General features: G+C 66.3%; 17 protein-coding genes. 15 read left to right on the top strand and 2 right to left on the bottom strand.

Annotated elements, in window-relative coordinates; all coding sequences use genetic code 11:
• The first annotated feature begins 10 nt into the window (after positions 1-10).
• The 4 genes from GZH52_RS06195 to GZH52_RS06180 all read left to right on the top strand — a co-directional run bounded on the left by GZH52_RS06195 (position 11) and on the right by GZH52_RS06180 (position 5,965).
• The gene (locus tag GZH52_RS06195) at positions 11-1,111 is read left to right on the top strand and encodes an anhydro-N-acetylmuramic acid kinase (RefSeq protein ID WP_163315616.1); all 1,101 of its coding nucleotides are present in this window, start codon (positions 11-13) and stop codon (positions 1,109-1,111) included.
• 62 nt (positions 1,112-1,173) lie between these two features.
• Positions 1,174-3,468 carry a DNA translocase FtsK gene (locus tag GZH52_RS06190; protein ID WP_163315615.1) on the top strand — a complete coding sequence of 765 codons (2,295 nt, stop codon included), beginning with the start codon at positions 1,174-1,176 and terminating at the stop codon, positions 3,466-3,468.
• A gap of 44 nt (positions 3,469-3,512) precedes the next feature.
• Positions 3,513-4,601 (top strand): ferrochelatase, encoded by a 1,089-nt coding sequence (hemH, locus tag GZH52_RS06185; RefSeq protein ID WP_163315614.1) that lies wholly within the window; start codon positions 3,513-3,515, stop codon positions 4,599-4,601.
• Between the two features lie 134 nt (positions 4,602-4,735).
• The gene (locus tag GZH52_RS06180; protein WP_163315613.1) at positions 4,736-5,965 is read left to right on the top strand and encodes a branched-chain amino acid ABC transporter substrate-binding protein; all 1,230 of its coding nucleotides are present in this window, start codon (positions 4,736-4,738) and stop codon (positions 5,963-5,965) included.
• Positions 5,966-6,013: 48 nt separating this feature from the next.
• Here GZH52_RS06180 and GZH52_RS06175 read toward each other — a convergent pair whose 3' ends face one another.
• Positions 6,014-7,627, bottom strand: coding sequence for an EAL domain-containing protein (locus GZH52_RS06175; RefSeq protein ID WP_163315612.1), 1,614 nt, complete (start codon positions 7,625-7,627; stop codon positions 6,014-6,016).
• A gap of 340 nt (positions 7,628-7,967) precedes the next feature.
• Between GZH52_RS06175 and GZH52_RS06170 the strand changes: the two genes are divergently transcribed.
• The gene (locus GZH52_RS06170) at positions 7,968-9,167 is read left to right on the top strand and encodes a branched-chain amino acid ABC transporter substrate-binding protein (RefSeq protein ID WP_163315611.1); all 1,200 of its coding nucleotides are present in this window, start codon (positions 7,968-7,970) and stop codon (positions 9,165-9,167) included.
• A gap of 47 nt (positions 9,168-9,214) precedes the next feature.
• On the opposite strand, the gene GZH52_RS06165 is transcribed toward GZH52_RS06170, so the two are convergent.
• Positions 9,215-10,033 carry an alpha/beta fold hydrolase gene (locus GZH52_RS06165; RefSeq protein WP_163315610.1) on the bottom strand — a complete coding sequence of 273 codons (819 nt, stop codon included), beginning with the start codon at positions 10,031-10,033 and terminating at the stop codon, positions 9,215-9,217.
• A gap of 131 nt (positions 10,034-10,164) precedes the next feature.
• On the opposite strand from GZH52_RS06165, the gene siaA reads away from it, so the two are divergent.
• From siaA to msrB, 10 genes are all read left to right on the top strand, one after another.
• The gene (gene siaA, locus GZH52_RS06160) at positions 10,165-12,168 is read left to right on the top strand and encodes a biofilm regulation protein phosphatase SiaA (RefSeq protein ID WP_163315609.1); all 2,004 of its coding nucleotides are present in this window, start codon (positions 10,165-10,167) and stop codon (positions 12,166-12,168) included.
• Positions 12,165-12,707 (top strand): biofilm regulation protein kinase SiaB, encoded by a 543-nt coding sequence (gene siaB / locus GZH52_RS06155; protein WP_163315608.1) that lies wholly within the window; start codon positions 12,165-12,167, stop codon positions 12,705-12,707. Before siaA ends, siaB begins: the two co-directional genes overlap by 4 nt.
• Positions 12,708-12,724: 17 nt before the next feature.
• The gene (siaC, locus tag GZH52_RS06150; protein WP_163315607.1) at positions 12,725-13,108 is read left to right on the top strand and encodes a biofilm regulation phosphoprotein SiaC; all 384 of its coding nucleotides are present in this window, start codon (positions 12,725-12,727) and stop codon (positions 13,106-13,108) included.
• The gene (gene siaD, locus GZH52_RS06145; RefSeq protein ID WP_163315606.1) at positions 13,105-13,884 is read left to right on the top strand and encodes a biofilm regulation diguanylate cyclase SiaD; all 780 of its coding nucleotides are present in this window, start codon (positions 13,105-13,107) and stop codon (positions 13,882-13,884) included. Before siaC ends, siaD begins: the two co-directional genes overlap by 4 nt.
• Positions 13,885-13,926: 42 nt before the next feature.
• Complete coding sequence (dsbD, locus tag GZH52_RS06140; protein ID WP_163315605.1) at positions 13,927-15,702, top strand: protein-disulfide reductase DsbD; 1,776 nt, start codon at positions 13,927-13,929, stop codon at positions 15,700-15,702.
• Positions 15,703-15,760: 58 nt separating this feature from the next.
• Positions 15,761-16,822, top strand: coding sequence for an AI-2E family transporter (locus tag GZH52_RS06135; RefSeq protein WP_163315604.1), 1,062 nt, complete (start codon positions 15,761-15,763; stop codon positions 16,820-16,822).
• 205 nt (positions 16,823-17,027) lie between these two features.
• Positions 17,028-18,221, top strand: coding sequence for a hypothetical protein (locus GZH52_RS06130; RefSeq protein WP_163315603.1), 1,194 nt, complete (start codon positions 17,028-17,030; stop codon positions 18,219-18,221).
• 224 nt (positions 18,222-18,445) lie between these two features.
• Positions 18,446-18,685, top strand: a complete 240-nt coding sequence (locus GZH52_RS06125; RefSeq protein WP_163315602.1) for a DUF2789 family protein — start codon at positions 18,446-18,448, stop codon at positions 18,683-18,685.
• A gap of 209 nt (positions 18,686-18,894) precedes the next feature.
• Complete coding sequence (locus GZH52_RS06120; protein WP_163315601.1) at positions 18,895-19,986, top strand: aromatic ring-hydroxylating oxygenase subunit alpha; 1,092 nt, start codon at positions 18,895-18,897, stop codon at positions 19,984-19,986.
• A gap of 15 nt (positions 19,987-20,001) precedes the next feature.
• Complete coding sequence (gene msrB, locus GZH52_RS06115; RefSeq protein ID WP_163315600.1) at positions 20,002-20,400, top strand: peptide-methionine (R)-S-oxide reductase MsrB; 399 nt, start codon at positions 20,002-20,004, stop codon at positions 20,398-20,400.
• The last annotated feature ends 21 nt before the right edge of the window (positions 20,401-20,421 follow it).

Here is a 20,421-nt window from a genome sequence, read left to right as displayed (position 1 = left end):
GGGGCGAGCTATGGCCGAACGCTATATCGGGCTGATGTCCGGCACCAGCCTCGACGGCGTCGACGCGGTGCTGGTGCGTTTTGACGAGGCCGGCACGCTGGCCGTCGAGGCCGACGCCTTCGTGCCGTTTGCCGACGCGCTGCGCGACGCGGTGCTCGCGCTGCAGCCTGTCGGCGGCAACGAACTCGCGCGCGCGGCCATGCTCGCCAACACCCTCTCCCGCCATTACGCTGAGGCCGTCGCCGCGGTACTCGATCGCGCCGGCGTGCCTTCCAGCGCCGTCACCGCCGTCGGCTGCCACGGCCAGACCGTTCGCCACGCGCCGCAGGACGGCTACACCTTGCAGATCGTCAACGGCGCACTGCTCGCCGAACGCTGCGGCATCGACGTCGGCTGCGACTTTCGCTCGCGCGACATCGCCGCCGGCGGCCAGGGCGCGCCGCTGGTACCGGCCTTCCACCACGAATGCTTCGCGCACCCGTCCGTCGCGCGCGCCATCGTCAATATCGGCGGCATCGCCAACCTGACACGGCTCACCCCCGGACAAACGGTGACCGGTTTTGACAGCGGCCCGGGCAATATGCTGATGGATGCGTGGTGCCGGCGCCACACCGGCCGCCCCTACGACGCGAACGGCGCGTGGGCGGCCAGCGGCAGCGTCGACGCGGCGCTCTTCGCGCGTTTCGCGGCCGAGCCCTACTTCGCCGCACCGCTGCCCAAGAGCACCGGTCGCGACCTGTTCGACCTCGCCTGGCTGGACGCGCACCTCGCGCACCACCCGCATGCCGCACCCGCCGACGTGCAGGCGACGCTGCTCGAATTGACCGCCACCTCCATCGCCGACGCGGTGCGCCAGCACGCACCGGCCACCCGCGAGCTCTACCTGTGCGGCGGCGGCGCGCTGAACGGGGCGCTGGTGCGCCGCCTGGCCACGCTCCTGCCCGAAGCCACCGTCGGCGACACCGCCCTGCTCGGGCTGCCCGTGCACCAGGTCGAGGCCGCCGCGTTCGCCTGGCTCGCCAGACGCCTGGTCCACCGCCTGTCCGGCAACCTGCCGGCGGTCACCGGCGCTGCCGGAAACCGCGTGCTGGGCGCCCTCTACCCGCGCTGACGCGTCGCAACACGGCACAAGCCGTTATAATCGGGCGCAACCACCGGACATGAACAAGTGACATGCGTCTATTCAAACGCAAAGCAGCCGTAAAAAACTCGAAAACTCCCCTGTCCCCGCACCTCGCCAGCCTGCTGCGCGAGGCGTGGTGGCTGTTGATGGCCGCCAGCGCCGTCTACCTGGTGATCAGCCTCGCCAGCTATTCGATCACCGATCCGTCCTGGTCGCACAGCGTAGACGGGGGCACGATCACCAATTACGGCGGCAGCTTCGGCGCCTGGCTCTCCGACATCCTGCTCTACCTGTGGGGCTACTCGGCGTGGTGGCTGATCGTGCTGTGCCTGGCCGGCATCGCGCTGGGCTACCGCAAGCTTGGCCAGGGCGCCGACGAAGCGCCGCCGCCGTGGCCGACGCTGGCCGGCTTCGCCTGCCTGATGGTCGGCAGCGCCGGCATCGAATCCATGCTGCTCTCGGGCAAGGCCCTGTCGCTGCCGCTGGCTGCCGGCGGACTGTTCGGCGAGAGCGTCGCCAATCTGCTGACCCATGCCTTCGGCTCCACCGGCGCGGGGCTGTTGCTGATCGTCACCTTCGCCTCCGGCGTCTCCCTGTGGACGGGCCTGTCCTGGCTCGAGCTCTCCGAGCGGGTCGGCGGCGCGCTCGAGGACTTTGTCCTGCGCCTCTACCAGCGCTACCAGGCGCGGGAAGACCGCAAGGTCGGCGCCATGGTCAAGGAAAAGCGCGAAAGCAAGGTTCAGGAAGAAAAGCAGAAACTGGCCGACAAGCCGCCGGTGCGCATCGAGCCGCCGGTGCTCGACATCCCGCAGGCACCCGCGCTCGCCAAGCCGGTGCAGGCGTCGCTATTCTCCGACGGCGAGCACACCGAGTTGCCCGCGCTCACCCTGCTGGAAGCGCCCAAGGCGCAGCAGGACCCGGTGTCGCCGGATACGGTCGAATTCAATTCGCGCCTGATCGAACGCAAGCTGGCCGACTTCGGCGTCGAGGTGAAGGTGGTCGCCGCCTACCCGGGCCCGGTGATCACCCGCTACGAGATCGAGCCGGCGGTCGGCGTCAAGGGCGCGCAGATCGTCAACCTGATGAAGGACCTGGCACGCGCGCTGTCGCTGGTGTCGATCCGCGTGGTCGAGACCATCCCCGGCAAGACCCACATGGGCCTTGAGCTGCCCAACCCCAAGCGGCAGATCGTCCGCCTCTCCGAGATCGTTGGCTCCGGGCTCTACCAGAACAACGCGTCCAAGCTCACCATGGCGATGGGCAAGGACATCGCCGGCCAGCCGGTGATCGCGGATCTCGCCAAGATGCCGCACATGCTGGTGGCCGGCACCACCGGCTCGGGCAAGTCGGTCGCGATCAACGCGATGATCCTGTCCATCCTCTACAAGGCGACCCCCAAGGAAGTGCGCCTGATCATGGTCGACCCGAAGATGCTGGAACTGTCGATCTACGAGGACATCCCGCACCTGTTGGCGCCGGTGGTCACCGACATGAAGCACGCGGCCAACGCGCTGAACTGGTGCGTGGCCGAGATGGAGAAGCGCTACCGGCTGATGTCCAAGCTGGGCGTGCGCAACCTCGCCGGTTACAACCAGAAGATCCGCGAGGCCGAAAAGGCCGGCGAGAAGATCCCCAACCCGTTCAGCCTGACCCCGGAGACGCCGGAGCCGCTGGACACCCTGCCCTTGATCGTGGTGGTGATCGACGAGCTGGCCGACCTGATGATGGTCGCCGGCAAGAAGATCGAGGAGCTGATCGCCCGCCTCGCGCAGAAGGCGCGCGCGGCCGGCATCCACCTGATCCTGGCCACCCAGCGTCCGTCGGTCGACGTGATTACCGGCCTCATCAAGGCCAACATCCCGACCCGCGTCGCCTTCCAGGTGTCGAGCAAGATCGACAGCCGCACCATCCTCGACCAGATGGGCGCCGAGGCGCTGCTGGGCATGGGCGACATGCTGTTCCTGCCGCCGGGCACCGGCTATCCCAACCGCGTGCACGGCGCGTTCGTCGCCGACGACGAGGTGCACCATGTGGTCGAGTACCTGAAATCCACCGGCGCGCCCGACTACGTCGAGGGCATCCTCACCGGCGGTTGCGACGGCGAAACGGGGGACGCGGCCGGTGGCGCGGCGCCGGACGGCGAAGCGGACGCGCTGTACGACGAGGCGGTCGCCATCGTGATGAAGACGCGCAAGGCGTCGATCTCTTCGGTGCAGCGCCATTTGCGCATCGGCTATAACCGCGCGGCGCGGCTGATCGAGCAGATGGAAGCGGCCGGCATCGTCTCTCCGATGGAGACCAACGGCAACCGCACCGTGCTGGTGCCCGCCCGCGAAGAAATGTGAAACCGCCCGGCGCGTGCCGGGCCCGACCAAGAAAAACAGACGCCATGCCCGACTTCCTGCCAGAGCCAGAATTCCGCCACGACTACACGCCCAAAACCGGCGTATTGCTGATCAATCTGGGGACCCCCGAGGCGCCGACCGCCAAGGCGCTGCGCCCCTACCTGAAGGAATTCCTGTCGGACAGGCGCGTCGTCGAGATCCCGCGCCTTGTGTGGTGGCCCATCCTCAACGGCGTGATCCTCACCCTGCGGCCCAAGAAATCCGCCGCCAAGTACGCGTCGGTGTGGACCGCCGAAGGCTCGCCGCTTTTCGTACATACGCAGCGCCAGGCAAAACTGCTCAAAGGCTGGCTGGGCGAGCAGGGGCTGCCGGGCATGGTGGTCGACTTCGCGATGCGCTACGGAAACCCGTCGGTGGCGGACACCCTCGCGCGCATGCGTGCTCAGGGCGTCGAGCGGCTGGTGGTGATCCCGCTTTACCCGCAGTACGCCGCCTCTTCCAGCGGCACCGCGCTTGACGCGGTGTTCCGGGCACTCATGAAGCAGCGCAACATGCCCGAAGTACGCACGGTGCGCCACTTCCACGACGATGCCGGCTACATCGGCGCGCTGGCCGAACGCATCCGCGCGCACTGGGCCACCCACGGGCGCGCGCAAAAGCTGGTGCTGAGTTTCCACGGCGTGCCGCGCCGCACGCTGGATCTTGGCGACCCTTACCACTGCGAATGCCTGAAGACAGGCCGCCTGCTCGCCCAAACGCTGGATCTTGCCAAGGACGACTATATCGTCACCTTCCAGAGCCGCTTCGGGCGTGCCGAATGGCTGCAGCCCTACACCGAGCCGACCCTGGAGAAACTCGCCCGTGAGGGCGTCTCGAGCGTCGACATCGCGTGTCCGGGCTTTGTCGCCGACTGCCTGGAGACGCTTGAGGAAATTGCGATGGAAGGCAAGCAGGCGTACATGGCCGCGGGCGGGCGCGACTACCGCTACATCGAGTGCCTGAACGAAAGCAGCGACTGGATCGCCGCGCTCGGGCGGATCACGGTCGCCACACTCGGCGACTGGACTCAAAACGCCAAGGTTAAAGCGGATAATCGATTGGAAATTGCCAAATCAGCCGGTGCTACGCAATAAAATTTTTATTTGTTTTGAAAGCCATGGCGCGCCATAAACCCGATTGACATACCGACGGGCAGATAACATAAACTGTGTTCATGCCGGCGACATCGCCGGTCAACCCAACAAGGACAACCAGGGGAAACACAGGGATGAAAAACATTGCCCGTCTGAGCATCATCGCCGCCGCCGTCATGACCCTCGCCGCCTGCGGCAAGGAAGAAGCCAAGACCGGCGACGCATCGGCACCGGCCGCGGCCGGCGAGAAAGTCGTCAAGATCGGCCAGGTCTCGCCGATGACCGGCCCGATCGCCCACCTCGGCAAGGACAACGAAGCCGGCGCCATCCTCGCCATCGAGGAGCTGAACGCGCAGGGCACCGAAATCGGCGGCGAAAAGGTCAAGTTCGAACTCGTTTCCGAAGACGACCAGGCGGACCCGAAAATCGGCACCCAGGTCGCACAGCGTCTGGTTGACGCCGGCGTGGTCGGCGTGGTCGGCCACCTGAACTCCGGCACCACCATCCCGGCGTCCAAGATCTACTCCGACGCGGGCATCCCGCAGATCTCGCCGTCGGCGACCAACCCTGACTACACCAAGCAGGGCTTCAAGACCACCTTCCGCGTGATCGCCAACGACATCCAGCAGGGCAAGGCGCTGGGCGAATTCGCGGTCGACAACCTGAAGGCGAAGAAAGTCGCGATCATCGACGACCGCACCGCCTACGGCCAGGGTCTGGCCGACCAGTTCGAAGGCGCGGTCAAGGCCAAGGGCGCGCAGGTCGTCAAGCGCGAGTTCACCACCAACAACGCGACCGACTTCAACGCGATCCTGACCTCGATCAAGGCGACCAACCCGGACGTGATCTTCTACGGCGGCATGGACGCGCAGGCAGGCCCCTTGGCCAAGCAGATGCAGCGCCTGGGCATCAAGGCCAAGCTGATGGGCGGCGACGGCTGGCAGACTCCGGAATTCATCAAGCTCGCCGGCGAGTCTAGCGAAGGCCAGCTGGCCGCGAGCCCGGGCCAGCCGAAGGAAAAACTGCCGGGCTTCGCGAGCTTCAACGACAAGTTCAAGAAGCGCTTCAACGGCCAGGAAATCCAGATCTACGCGCCGTACGAGTACGACGCGGTGATGATCCTGGTCGACGCGATGAAGCGCGCGGGCTCGACCGAACCGGCCAAGTACCTGCCGGAAGTCGGCAAGACCAACCACGATGGCGTGACCGGCAACCTGCAGTTTGACGAGGTGGGCGACATCAAGAACGGTTCGGTCACCGTCTACCAGGTCAAGAACGGCAAGTGGGAAGTGCTGACCACCGTCGGCGGTGCCGCCGCCCCGGCCGCAGCGGCTTCCGCGCCGGCCGCCAGCGCCGCCCAGTAAACCTGCTGCGTTTCGCAAAGCCGCCCTTCCCGGGCGGCTTTTCTGTTTTTACGGCGCGCGGCTGGCGCGCCAGGATTCGAAATCGGCGGCAGCCATGGGGTGCGCGAAAGCGTAGCCTTGCATCAGCATCGGGCCCAATGTCGCCAGGTGCTGGGCGTGGCGCTCGGTTTCCACGCCCTCGGCGACCAGCTCTGCGCCGAAGGCGCTGACCAAGGCATGCACGCTCTCAACAATCACCCGCGCACCCTCGTCGTCGAACATCGATTGCACGAAAGTGCGCTCAAGCTTGACGCGGGTCACCGGCAGGCTGCGCAGATAGCCGAGCGACGCATACGCACTGCCGAAGTCATCGATCGCGACCCCTACGCCAAGGGCGCGACATTCGCTGACCACCTTTCGCGCGTGCGCAAGGTCGGTCAGCGCGACGCCCTCCAGGATCTCGAGCGTCAGGTGCGGCGCGCCGGAAAGACCATGCCCCTCCAGCATGGAGGCTAGCGTATCGACAAACCCGGGCGACTGCAGCGTCTGCGCATGCAGGTTGACAGACACGTCGACCCCACGCCCGGCCTTCAGCCAGCAGACGATTTGTGAAAGCGCCTGCGCGAGCACGTAAAGGTCGAGTTCGCACTCAATGCCATCGGCGGCGAATGTGGCGAGCACGTCCGCAGGCGGCAGGTAGATGCCGTCTGGCCGCCGTCTGCGCAGCAAGGCCTCCGCGCCGGCGAGCGAGCCGTCCGCATGGACGATGGGCTGGTAGAACAGGATGAGCGACCCATCCTTGAGCATGTCTCGCGACGGACAGTGCGAAGGCGCTGCGCGAGTTCCAGCCTTACCGTACACGACCAGGCGGTTGCCTCCAGCGTGCTTGGCCGCATGCATCGCCTCCATGGCATGCCTGACCAGGTGTGCCGCAGGTTGTTGTCCGGCGAACGAAGCCGGCAGGCGGGCCTCGCCGATGCTCGCGAACAAGGGTGTGGTCAGCGTGGCAAGCAATTCGGGGATGGCCGTCGCGAGGCGCGCCCCTTCGCTGGCGTTTGCGAGCAATGCAAATTCGTCGTCGCCCAGCCGCGCGGCGACCCCGCCCTCGCCCGCCAGCATGGCCAATCCGTCGGCCAGCTCACAGATCAATGCATCCGTGCCAAGTGCCCCGAGCCGGGCTGCCAGTTTGCCGAAGCCATCGAGGTCGATGCAGAAAAGCAGCAAACCGTCACGGCTGTCGAGGCTCAGCCGGCTCAGCTCCGCCCCAAGCCGCTCGCGATTGGCAAGTCCGGTCAACGCGTCGTAATGGACGAGACGCGCAAGCTTCTCCTGCATGCGCAAGCGCTCGCTGATCTCTTCCTTGATGCCCAGGTAGCGGACGATCAGGCCCGTCTCGTCGCGTACCGGCAGGATCCGCGCGTCCTCCCAGTACGCCTCGCCGTTTTTCTTCCGGTTAAGGAAGGTGCCGCGCCAGGGCTCCCCCCGGCTCAGCTGTCGCCACATCTGGCGATAGGTTTCGTCGTCCGTGTGGCCGGTCTTCAGCACCCGCGGGTTACGGCCGATCAATTCGTCCGCCCGGTAACCGGTCAACGCACAAAAACGCGGGTTGGCGTAGACGATATTCGCTTCAACATCGGTGACGACAATGCTCTCGGGAGAGTTTTCAAGCAGCAACGGCAACACGAGGTCACTGCGGACCCCTTGATCCAGGGCCTGTGTCAGGACAGGGAGAGAGTTCATTGGCTCAAAGGCTTTTGCGGGGTTAGGCAATTCCTAACAATTGTCCATGAAATTACTCTCTTTTTATAGAGCCGGGCAATATTAACTGCTCTTTATAAACCAACAATGCAATTGACCTGATTGCCACAGTGCGATAAATATAACGCCATGTCATTAATCGATTGCATCCAATCGATTAAAGCCGGAACGGCAAGCCGCCGCGCCGAAGCATACAGTGCCACAAGCATTGAACGCTGCTGGACCCTAAAAAACGAAACCTCCATTTCATATCAAAGGGCACACCATGCAAGCATTCCGTTTCACCCTGGGCGCGCTGGCGCTCGCCACCCTCGCCGCCTGCGGCAAACAAGGCGCCGAATCCGCCGCCACCGACGCGTCGTCCGCCGCGGCCGACAATGTCCAGGTCGTCAAGATCGGCTCGGCCAACCCGCTGACCGGCCCGTTCGCACACTGGGGCCGCGACAGCGACAACGGCGTGGTCCTCGCCGTCGAGGAAGCCAACGCAGAAGGCGTGACGCTTGGCGGGCAGAAAATCAAGTTCGAGGTGGTCTCTGAAGATGACCAGGCCGACCCCAAGGTCGCCACCCAGGTCGCCCAGCGCTTTGTCGACGCGGGCGTCGCCGGCGTCGTCGGCCACCTGACCTCGGGCGCGACCATCCCCGCCTCGCGCATCTATTCGGACGCCGGCGTGCCGATGGTCGCCGCGTCGGTGACCAGCCCGAAGTTCACCCAGCAAGGCTACGCCAACACTTTCCGCATCATCGCCAACGACACCCAGCAGGGGAACGCCCTGGCCGCGCATGCGGTGGGCGCGCTCGGCGCGAAGAAGATCGCGGTGATCGACGACCGCAGCACCTACGGCCAGGGCCTGGCCGACGACTTCGCGCGCGCGGTCGAGGCGGCCGGCGGCAAGGTGGTCAAGCGCGAGTACACGACCAACAGCGCCAGCGACTTCATGGCCATCCTCACCTCGATCAAGGGCAGCCAGCCTGACCTGGTGTTCTACGGCGGCATGGACGCGCAGGCCGGTCCGATGGTCAAGCAGATGAAGAAAGTCGGCCTTGCCGTGCCGTACATGGGCGCGGACGGCGTGAACACCGCCGAATTCGTCAAGCTTGGCGGCGAGGCGGCCAACGGCAGCTACGCGTCGAGCGCCGGCGCGTCCAAGGAGAAAATGCCGGGTTACGCCACGTTCAGCGAGCGCTTCAAGAAGCGCTTCGGCGGCGACATCCAAGCGTACGCGCCGTACACCTACGACGCGACCCGCGTGCTGATCGACGCGATGAAGCGCGCGGACTCGGCCGAGCCGGCCAAGTACCTTGCCGAACTGCCCAAAACCAAGCTCGACGGCGTGACCGGCCCGATCGCCTTCGACGCCAAGGGCGACATCGTCGGCGGCACCGTCACCCTGTACCGGCTGGAGAACGGCGCCTGGAAGACGGTCGAAGCCCCTGCCGCGCAGGCGGCGTCCGCGGCCAAGTAAACCCGGCCATACCCCCGCTGCCCGAGCCCGGCCCGTGCCGGGCTTTTTCACGTACGCGCGGCCAGCCGCTCCAGTTGGGTGCGCAGAAGATGCGCGGTCTCCAGCGGGTGCTCGAACGGAAACAGATGGCTGCCGCGCTGGTGGACGACGTCCAGCCCGAAGTGACGCTGCATCCACGAGAGGTCGCCCTTGCGCAACACGTCGGAGTCAGCGCCGGCGACAAACACGCCGGGGACCTTGAGCCGGCCGCTAAGGCGCGGATGGTTGTGCGGCAAGGTGCCGTAGATCGCATGTTCGATGGCGGGTCTGAACTTCAGGCGCCGCCCGCCCGCGCCGTTGTCGACTGTGCCGTGCCTCGCGTAGTCGGCAAGGCAGTCGGCGTCCCAGCGCGCGAACATCGGCTTTCTCGCGAAATAGTCGCGCACGCTGTCGACCCCCGCCCAGTTGTCGCGCCGGGTCAAGGTGTTCTTCCCCGGCGTCACCTTGTGGATGAAGCCCAGACGCTTGGCCAGCCAGATGCCGCGCGAGCGCAGCGGACCCATCAGGGGTGAGTCGAGGATCGCGATGCCGCGAAAGAGGTCGGGCCGCTCGATCGCCGCGTAGAACACCATGAAGCCGCCCAGCGAGTGCCCGACGCCCCACACCGGTTCGCGGTAGTTAGTCTCGATATGCGCGATCGTCTCGCGCACCAGGTGCGGCCAGCAATCGGAGACCGGGAACGCCGGGTTGTGGCCGATGGCGTCAATGAAACCCACCTCGTAGTGCGTGGCGAGATCGGCGAGCAGTTTGCGGTACACGCTCGCCGGGAAACTATTGGCGTGCGCGAAATGTAGCGGCGGCCGCGATAAGGGCGTGCTGTGCGACATGTGTTCGTCCTCGAGTTGGTCTTGTTTTTGCTTTTATGTCATACGCCCCGCAATGATATCAATTGTTTGTCATTGCAATGGCGTGTCGTTACAATCCGCCCACTGCAGCTCCGGAGCACCCGATCAAGCGCATGCCGCACTTCCTTCGCCAGCTGGGCATCCGTGCCCGCGTCGTCCTCATGACCGCACTGCTTGCAGTGCTCACGCTGGCCATCGCCGCGGCGGTCGGGCTGTTCGCGATGGACCGCGTGCAGACACGGCTGGCCGAATCCTTCGCGCGCGAGCACGCGGCACTCAACCGCGAGAAACTGCTCGCGCCGATCAGCCGGGAGCTCGCACTCGCACGCAAGCTGGCCGACGCCGAACTGACCCGCAGTTTCATGCGAGACGAAGATGACCCGGACAACCGCCGGATCTTCTTTGCCGAGGCGGAATCCTACCGCCAGCTGTTCACCGACCAGTCCTATTTCGTCGTGCCGGCTGCCTCCGGCTACTACTACTACAACGACAACAAGCTGCCGTTCAGCGACGCCGCGCGCTACGCCCTGCAGGCGGGCAAGGCGGACGACCGCTGGTTCTACACCACCTTGCACGGCAAGAAGGCTTACCGCGTCAATATCGACGTCAACCAAGAAATGCAGCGCAGCATGCTGTGGTTCAACGTGCAGGTGCGCGACGGCGGCCAGGGCCTTGGCGTGATCGGCACCGGCCTGTCGCTGCAACCCTTTGTCGACCAGTACGTGCACGGCAGCCGCCCCGGGGTGGGCGGCATGCTGCTCGACCGCGCCGGGGTGATCCGCGCGCACCAGGACGTCGCCAACATCGCATTCGGCACGGCAGCGCCGGCCTCCGACGCCCAGCGCCTCGCAGGGCTGCTGGCAGACACCGCCGCACGGGACGCGCTGGCCTCGGCGCTCGCGTCAGCGGCGGCGGACGGCAAGGTCAAGACCCTGGTCGGCCGGCTGGACGGGCGCGAGCAGGTGATCGCCGTGGCCTACCTGCCCCTGCTTGACTGGTTCAACGTGACCACGGTCGATCCGCAGCGGGTCGCCGCAGGCGACGCCTCGCTGCTGTGGGGCGCCTTCGCCGCGGTTGGCGTGCTGCTGTTGCTGAGCCTGCTCTTGCTGACCATCAGCCTCGACCACCAGTTGCTCAGGCCCCTGACCCGGCTGACCGCCGCCGTGCGCAGGATGGCTGCCGGCGACTACGCGACCCGGGTGCCGGTTCACCGCAGCGACGAGGTCGGCCAGCTCGCCGACGCCTGCCGCCAGCTCTCGGCGACCATCGAGACGCACACCCACGAGCTCGAGGACAAGGTCGCCGAGCGCACACAGGCGCTGGGCGACGCCCACCGCACGCTCAGCGAGACCCACCGCAAGGTGTCCGACAGCATCCGCTACGCGAGCCTGATCCAGCAAGGCATCCTGCCGGATGCCGCGCTCGGCACGGCGCTCCCCGGCCGCCACCTGGTGCTTTGGCGCCCGCGCGACGTGGTCAGCGGCGACCTCTACCTGTTCACGCCGACCCGACAGGGTTTCCTGTTCGGCCTGGTCGATTGCGCCGGCCACGGCGTATCCGGCGCGCTGATGACCATGCTCGCGCACGCCGCGTTCAAGACCGCCCTGCTCGAGGCGCCGGATGACGACCCGGCCGCCCTGCTTCGCGCGATGGACGCCGCGGTGCGCGGCCGCTTCGCCGCGGACAACGCCCAGGTGAGCACCACGATGGACGCCGCGCTCTGCCATGTCTGCCACGCAAGCGGCAGCGCGACCTTCGCCGGTGCACATATGGACCTCTACTGCGCCGACGGCGAAGCCGTGCGCGTGCTCGGCGGCGACCGCCGCGCGCTGGGGGACAAGCGCCCCCCCGCGCCCGCCAACCAGACCCTCGCGCTGACCCCGACCCTCGCGCTTTACCTGACCAGCGACGGTCTGCTCGACCAGCGCGGGGGCGAGCCGCTGCGCGCGTTCGGCCGCGCCCGCTTCGAGGCCACGCTCGTATCGCTCGCCGGCCTGCCCTGGCCGGAACGCGCGGCCGCGCTCGCCGCCACGCTTGACGCTTACCAGACCCACAACGCCCAACTGGACGACATCGCCGTATTCGGTGTCGCGCCCTGCGCCCTGGAGACCGCATGAAACCACAGGACCTGCTCGCCCTCAGAGAAACCTTCGACCGCAACGCCATCCTGATGAGCTTCAACGGCCCTTTTTCGGCCACGCTGATCGAGGAGATCGGGCTCGCGCTCAGACGCCACCTCGAGGCACTGGAGGCGGCGCCTTCGTCCATCACCGACGTGTTCGCGATCTACATCGAGCTGACGCAGAACATCCGCCATTACACGTCGCGCAACGCGGTCCCCGACGTGCACACCGGCGCGACGCTGGTCATCTCGCACCGCGCCGACGGCCGCTACGAGGTGTGCGCGGGCAACGTGGTGCAGTACGCGGACGGCGAAGCCCTGCTCGCGCGCGTCGAGGCGCTAGCAGGCCTCGACAAGGCGGCGCTCAAGGCGGCCTACAAGGCGCAGTTGCGCGCGCCGATCGAACCTGACGCGGCCAGCGGCGCGGGGCTTGGCCTGATCGACATTGCCCGCCGCGCCAGCCAGCCGCCGGCGGCCTTCCTGCAGCGCATGGACCCGGCGCTGGGCTTTTTCAGCCTGCAGGTCGTCATCTGAATTTTGGAGGCAACAAAGTGAACGAACTGAACATTATCGCGACCAACTCGACCCCGATGATCCGCACCGACGGTGCAAGCGGCACCCTGCAACTGGCCGGCGACTCCTACCCCGAACACGCGTTCGAATTCTTCGCGCCGCTGCTCGCGTGGGTCAAACAGCACCTGGCGCAGACCGACGCGCCGCTGCGCCTGGAGCTTGCGCTGCTCTACCTGAACACCAGCAGCGTACGCATCCTGATGGACATCCTCGACCAGGCCGAAGAGGCGTTCCAGGCCGGGCGCGACGTCAGCCTGACCTGGCGCTACGACAGCGACAACGAACGGGTCGCCGAGCTTGCGGAGGAGTTCCGCGAAGACTGCAGCTTCCCCTTCACCATCGAGGCTTGCGAAACCCGATGAGCGATCTTCTGGATACGCGCATCGCCGAGCTGCTGGCCGACCCCCAGTGGCACGGCCACCCGCTCCGCGACGCGCTTGCCGAGCTCTACCAGCGCTACGGCGAACACGCCCACGCGCTGGAGCGCCTCACCCGCATCGCCGACCGTTACCAGAACGCCGAGCGAGAGCGCGGGATGGGATACGCCGACCGCTACGAGCGCCAGTTGCGACAGCTCACCCGGCTTTTGCGCATTTCAGACCGCTACCAGAAGTCCTTGCAGGAGCTCAACGACGAATTGCGCGAACAGTCCGAGCGCGACGAGCTGACCGGCCTTTACAACCGGCGCTACATGTACGGCCGGATCGAAGCCGAGTTGCAGCGGCTCGCCCGCGGCGGCGAGCCCTTCTGCATCGCGCTGGGCGACGTCGACCACTTCAAGCGCATCAACGACGGCTGGGGGCACGGCGCGGGTGACGAAGCGCTGCGCCTGGTCGCCTGCACGCTGGAAGGACGGATCCGCGCGAGCGACCTGTGCGCGCGCTGGGGCGGCGAGGAGTTCCTGCTGCTGATGCCGCAGACAACGCTCACCGGCGCGCTGACGCTGGTCGAGTCCCTGCGCGAAGCGCTCAAGGTCCTGACGCCAGAACCGGACGGCACCTTGCCCCCGATGACGATGAGCTTCGGCGTCGCCCAGGCCCATGCAGGCCAGACGCTCACCCAGTTGCTGGCCGGCGCCGACCGCGCGATGTACGGCGCCAAGCGCGCCGGGCGCGACCGGGTCGCCGTCGACGCGTAGTTCAGGCTTGCCAGCGGGCTCGCGCCCCCCGACAATCCAGCCATGCCGAAAACATCCTGTGCCCTGACCCGCACCCGCCTGTTTGCCGCCTTTGCCGCCCTGCTCATCGCCCTGTTCGCCTGGCCGGTCCAGGCCATCGAACAGGACGACCTGCTGCCGCCCGAAAAGGCGTTCGCTCCCAGCCTTATCCGTGACGGCGACGCCCTCAGGCTTGGCTTCGAGATCGCGCCGGGCTACTACCTGTACCGCGAACGCATCAGCATCCGCCCGATCCCGGCCGGTGCCGTCACGGTCCCCGCGCTGCCCGCGGGCAAGGAAAAGGACGACCCCTTCTTCGGCCTGCAGCAAATCTATACCAGCGCCCTGTCCATCACGCTGCCGCTTTCGGCCGACGCCCCGGCAGACACCGCGCTCGAGGTGCGCTACCAGGGCTGCGCGGACATCGGCGTTTGCTACCCGCCGGTGACGCAGACACTGAAACCCGGCGACAACACCAAGAAGGGTGCACTCGCCGCGTGGCTTGGCGCGCCGGCTGCAGGCAGCCCGTCGGCCCGCCTCGGCGACGGCCCGCCACTGACCACCCTCGCGCTCTTCTTTGTCGCGGGCCTCGGCATGGCGCTGACCGCGTGCATGTACCCCCTACTTCCCATCGTCTCGGCACTGATCGCCGGCGAAGGCGCGGCCATCACCCGCCGACGCGGCTTCGCCCTGGCTTTTGCCTACGTGCAGGGGCTCGCGCTCACCTACACCGCCGTCGGCGTCGCCGCCGGCATGACCGGTGCCTTGCTGACCGTCTGGCTGCAGCAGCCTGTGGTCGTACTGACGGCCAGCGCCCTTCTGGTGCTGATGGCGCTGTCGATGTTCGATGTGTTCGCCCTGCAGTTGCCCAGCAGCTGGCAGTCGCGCATCGCCGAACGCTCCAACCGTGTCGGCGGCGGGCGCTTCGCGCGCGTCGCGCTGATGGGGGCGCTCTCCGCGCTGCTGGTCGGCCCCTGCGTCGCGCCGCCGCTCGCGCTCGCGCTCGGCTACATCGGCGCGACCGGGGATGCGCTGTTCGGCGGCGCGGCTCTTTACGCGATGGCGCTGGGCCTTGGCGCGCCCCTGTTGCTGCTGGGGCTGTTCGGCGGGCACGCGCTGCCGCGGGCCGGCGCGTGGATGAAGACGGTGAAGGCCGTGTTCGGCGTCGTGATGCTCGCGCTGGCCATCCGCATGGCCGCACCCTTCCTGATGCCGGCGCTGGTCATGCTCGCGTGGGCGGCGCTTGCGATCGGCTCGGCCGTCTTCCTGCGCGCCTTCGAGGCGCTGCCGGGCAACGCGGGCGCCGCGCGCAAGCTGGGCAAGGCGCTCGGCCTCGCGCTGTTTGTCGTCGGCACCGCGCAACTGGCCGGCGTGCTCGCCGGCGAGCGCGACCCAGCCAGGCCGCTGGCCTGGCTTGCCGCGCAGGCGTCCGCCGAGGGCAAGCGCCCACTCGATAGTTGGCACACCGTCACTGGCAGCGAAGAACTTGACCGCCAGCTCGCCGACGCGCGCGCAGCAAACCGCCCGGCGGTGATCGACTTTACCGCTCAGTGGTGTGTGAGTTGCAAGCAGATGGACGCCGAAACCTTCCCCGACCCCGCCGTGCGCGGCGCGCTCGCGCCTTACGCCGCGATCCGGGTCGACGTCACCGACAACACCCCCGAACAGCAGGCGCTGCTCAAGCGGTACGGGCTGTGGGGGCCACCCGGCCTGATCATCCTCGACGCAAACGGCCAGGAGCGCCAGCGCTACACCGGCTTTGTCGGCGCGGCCACGCTCGCCGCGGCGCTGAAGGCTTGACCCGGCGGCACGCGCCCGCGCGTGCCAGACTGAACGCATTCCATTGCCGCCAAAAATCATGCAAAACGAAACGCCTGCCATCAACGTGATGACCGTACTGCGCATCGGCGCGGTGCTACTCCTGATCGGCGCCTGCCTGAAAGTGGTATTGCCGTTCACCGGCGCGCTGATCTGGGCCGCCATCATCTCGATCTCGGTCTGGCCGTGGTACCTGCGCCTCGCGCACCTGCTGGGCCACCGGCGCAGGCTCGCCGCGCTGCTCATCTCGTCCTTGCTGATGCTGGCTATCGCCGGACCGATCAGCCTGATGGCGGTCAAGCTCGCACACGTGCTGCCCGACGCGCAGTCGCTGGAGACGCTCAGCCACGCGCCGCTGCCGCCACCGCCCGAGTGGCTCGCGCGCATCCCGCTTGCCGGCGACAAGCTGACCCAGTTCTGGCTGTCGGTACAGGGCGACTTGCCGGGCATGCTCGAGAAGCTCAGGCCAACCGTCAACAAGGTCGCGCTGTGGATCCTCGAACAAGGCGCCAGCGTCGGCTTCAGCCTGCTCGAGATCATCCTCGCCATCGTGCTGTCCGGCTTTTTGCTGACCAAGGGCGACGAATTGTGGGACGGCGCCAACCTGACCCTGAGCAAGCTGGGCGGCTCGCCCGCGGGGGACCTTGCCGAAGTGGTCGCCCGCACCGTGCGCAGCGTCTCCAACGGCGTGGTCGGCACCGCGCTCGCGCAGACCATCCTGTGCGTGATCGGCCTTCTGATCGCCGGCGTGCCGGGCGCCCTGGCGCTGGGGTTCCTGTGCTTCGTGTTTGCCGTCGCCCAGTTGCCGACTCTGCTGGTCTGGCTACCCGCCGCCGGCTGGGTGTTCTACAGCGGCGACAACACGTACGGCGTGTTCCTGCTCTTGTGGGGCTTCCTGCTCGTCAACACCGTCGACAATGTGTTGAGGCCCTTACTGATCAGCCAGGGCGCGCAGATGCCGCTGATCATGATCTTCATGGGTGTGATCGGCGGCCTGTTGGCGTGGGGCGTGATCGGCCTCTTCATCGGGCCGACCCTGCTCGCGGTCGCGCTGACGCTGTACCGCCACTGGCTGGGCGAGGCGGATCACCCCACCGGCTGAGCGCCTTCCCCAGCGCCGCAACACGCACCGGCCCGCCCTCGGCGGGCCTTTTTATTTTCCGCAACAGGTTTGGCGCCGCGGCACTGCAGAAATGCGACGTTTTTCTCTCGCCCATTATTGCGATTGACGTAAATCAATTTCTGTATTTATGCCAAGCATATGTTGAAGGTGAGCAGGGGATAAACCCCGTACGAGGAGAACGAAAATGTCAGCACACAAAACATGGCTCGCCCTTCTGGTTCCGCTCGCCTTGGCTGCTTGCGGTGGTGGTGGCGGTGGAGGCTCGTCTGGTGGCCCGCAAACTGCTGCGCTGACCGGCAAGTTCGTCGACGCCCCCGTCGAGGGGATCGCGTACCGCACCGAAACGCTGAGCGGCACAACCGGCAGCGGCGGCACCTTCCAGTACCGCCCGGGTGAGACGGTCACCTTCAGCATCGGCGGCGTGACCCTGCCGCCGGCTAAGGCAGGCGAACTGGTAACGCCGCTGACGCTGGCCGCCGGAGACAGTACGGTCGCCGTCAACATTGCCCAGCTCTTGCAGACGCTGGATAGCAACCCCGCCGACGGCATCATCAGCATCGGCCCGGAGGATGTGCAACAACTTGCCGGCAAGACGCTTGCTTTTGGTGATCCGAACTTCGACACCAATGCGGCGACTACGCTGGGCAAACCGTTGGTCGACGAAACCGCGGCAACCGCACACATGAACACGAGCCTCGGCAAGCAACTGGTCGGCACCTGGCGGCTCAACGACGACAACGCGCCGCTGGTGCTGGTGACCTTCATGTCGGATGGCAGTTACGTCCTCTCGCATGAAGGCGAAGCAGACAGCTCGGGGCAAGCCGGTATCGAATGGGGCAAATACGCCTGGAACGCGGTAGACGGCACGCTGGACACCACCCGGGAGGTGGATACCAACGGCGAATGGGGGTTGTCACACCCAATCGGCAAGTTCAAGGCAAGCCTCGACAAGGATGGCCTGCTAACCATCGCCGATAGCGTGGACAAGCCGACCTTCTACAAGCTAGCGCCGAACACAGACCTGCCGCTCTATGGCAGTTGGGTCACCAAAGCCGGTGGCAACGATGTCTTGCTGAGCTTCTACAACACGGGCAAGGCAGCCGACAGCACAGGTATCAAGTATGTACTGAGCGAAAAAGGCAGCAACACCTGCAGCTTGCCTGACAGAGAGTGCTGGGGTTTCGAGAAGGGACTCTATAGCTGGACCAACAACTTACTGAGTTACAAAGTCTTGTACGATCAGACTGGAGACTGGGGGCTTTCTGACGCCAATACGGGTACCAACGGCGAATTTAAGACACTCTCCATGCGCATCGCTGACGGCAAACTCCAGGTTGTTGCAAACGATGGGATGGTCGAGTTTACACAGGTCAAGTAAGCGCTGATCTCCCCCACCACCAACGCGCACTTCGGTGCGCGTTTTTTTGCGCCCCCTGTTTTCCACAGAATCTGTGGAAAAACTGCGCAAATTTTCGCACATTCCTACAGAAAATCCTTTTCAATCAAGACCTGCTCAGCAGGTGCGCAAAAATTACGCAGGCCGAGCAAGGCTCGCCGCCTGCGTCTACGCTGGTCAGGTCATCTTCCAGGATGGATCTCACCATGCACCCGCACCGTCACCCGCTGCACCTCTTGTTCGCCCAACTTGGTCTTGCCGCCGACCACGCGTCGATCGACGCCTTCATCCGCGCGCACGCGCCGCTGCCCGCCTCGATCCGGCTGGAAGACGCACCATTCTGGCGCCCGGCGCAAAGCGATCTGTTACGCGAGGAGCGCGACGAGGACGCAGACTGGGCCGAGGCGGTGGACCTGCTCGACGCCGAACTCAGGCGCGCACCCTGATGCTTCCAAATGTGCAAAAGGCGTGCCTTCGGCCCAGACGCCGGGAAAGACACCTGTTTATACAAATTGCATCTTGCCCCGGGGCGGCTTAGTGGGCACAATCCCCCCCCTCGAAACCCGCCGCCGGCAACGGCGGCAGCGCCCGCGCAGGTGACGCGGGCGGGATTCGGCTGGTCTTATATCTTCGGATCTTTGGGGGTGTGGGAATAATGTCTGATCTGGCAACACAATCACTCGACGCGCCGCAACTGCCGGTGCGCTGCTACTTCGACCCTGCCGTGCACGCGCAGGAAGAGGCGCGCCTGTTTGCCGACGCGCCGGTCTACCTTGGCCACCGCCTGATGGTGCCCAAGCCCGACGACTACCACACGCTCGGCTGGACGGGCCACGCACGCATGCTGCGCAACGTCGAGGGCAGGCTCAGGGTCGTCTCCAATGTCTGCCGCCACCGCCAGGCGCTGATCTACCAGGGCCGCGGCAACGGCCGCACCATCACCTGCAACCTGCACGGCTGGACGTACGACGGCAAGGGCGAGCTGATCGGCGCGCCGCACTTCCCGGAAACGCCATGCGTTGCGCTCGCACAGACGCCGGTCACCGAGTGGCACGGCCTGGCGTTCGATGCGCGCCGCAATGTCGCGCGTGACCTCGAACAACTGGGCGTCGCCCGCCATATCGATTTCTCCGGCTTCGCCTGGCATTCGAGCCACAGCACCGACTACGACTTCAACTGGAAGACCTTCGTCGAGGTGTACTCGGAGGACTACCACGTCGACCCCTTCCACCCCGGCCTCGGCAACTTCGTCGACTGCGGGGAGCTCAGGTGGGAATGGGGCGAGCACTACCATGTGCAAACGGTCGGCATCAAGAACCGCCTCGCCCGCGCCGGCAGCAAGGTGTACGGCCAGTGGCACGACGAGGTGCTGCGCCGCTACGCGGGGCGCATGCCCGAGTTCGGCGCGATCTGGCTGGTCTACTACCCCAACATCATGGTCGAGTGCTATCCGCACTGCATCGTCGTCAGCTGCGCGCTGCCGCGCGGCGTCGACAAGTGCACGGTGACCACCGAGTTCTACTACCCGGAAGACATCGTCTGGTTCGAGCCCGACTTCATCGCCACCGAGCAGGCAGCGTACTTCGAGACGGCGAAGGAAGACGACGAGATCTGCCTGCGCATGCACGAAGGACGCAAGGCGCTGTGGCAGGCGGGGCTTGACGAGACCGGCCCCTACCAGGACCCGACCGAGCTTGGCATGCAGCACTTCCACCGCTGGTACCGCGCCCGCATGGGCAAGTTCTGACAGGAGGCCTCCATCATGACCGACAAGCTGGAACTCGACCTAGACAGCTGGCATGCGCGGCTGGACCCGGCGACTTTCCGCGTCACGCGCCTGGGCGGCACCGAGCCGCCGTTCTCCGGCGCGCTGCTCGCCGAGACGCGCCGCGGCCGCTACCTGTGCGCGTGCTGCGGCGCGCTGCTGTTCCCGTCGACCGCCAAGTTCGAGTCACACTGCGGCTGGCCGAGCTTCTGGCACGAGGCCGCCGAGGGCGCGATCAAGAGGCTTGAGGACACCAGCCACGGCATGCTGCGCACCGAGGTGCGCTGCGCGTGCTGCGACGCGCACCTGGGGCACGTGTTTGCGGACGGCCCGCCGCCGACCGGCGAGCGCTACTGCATCAATTCCCTCGCACTGACCTTCGAAGTCGATATTTAGCGCTTGCCTTTCGCACGACAG

It is taken from the genome of Crenobacter caeni (assembly GCF_010435965.1).
Classification (GTDB): Bacteria; Pseudomonadota; Gammaproteobacteria; order Burkholderiales; family Chromobacteriaceae; genus Craterilacuibacter; species Craterilacuibacter caeni.
This window is presented reverse-complemented; position numbering and strand designations above follow the sequence as displayed.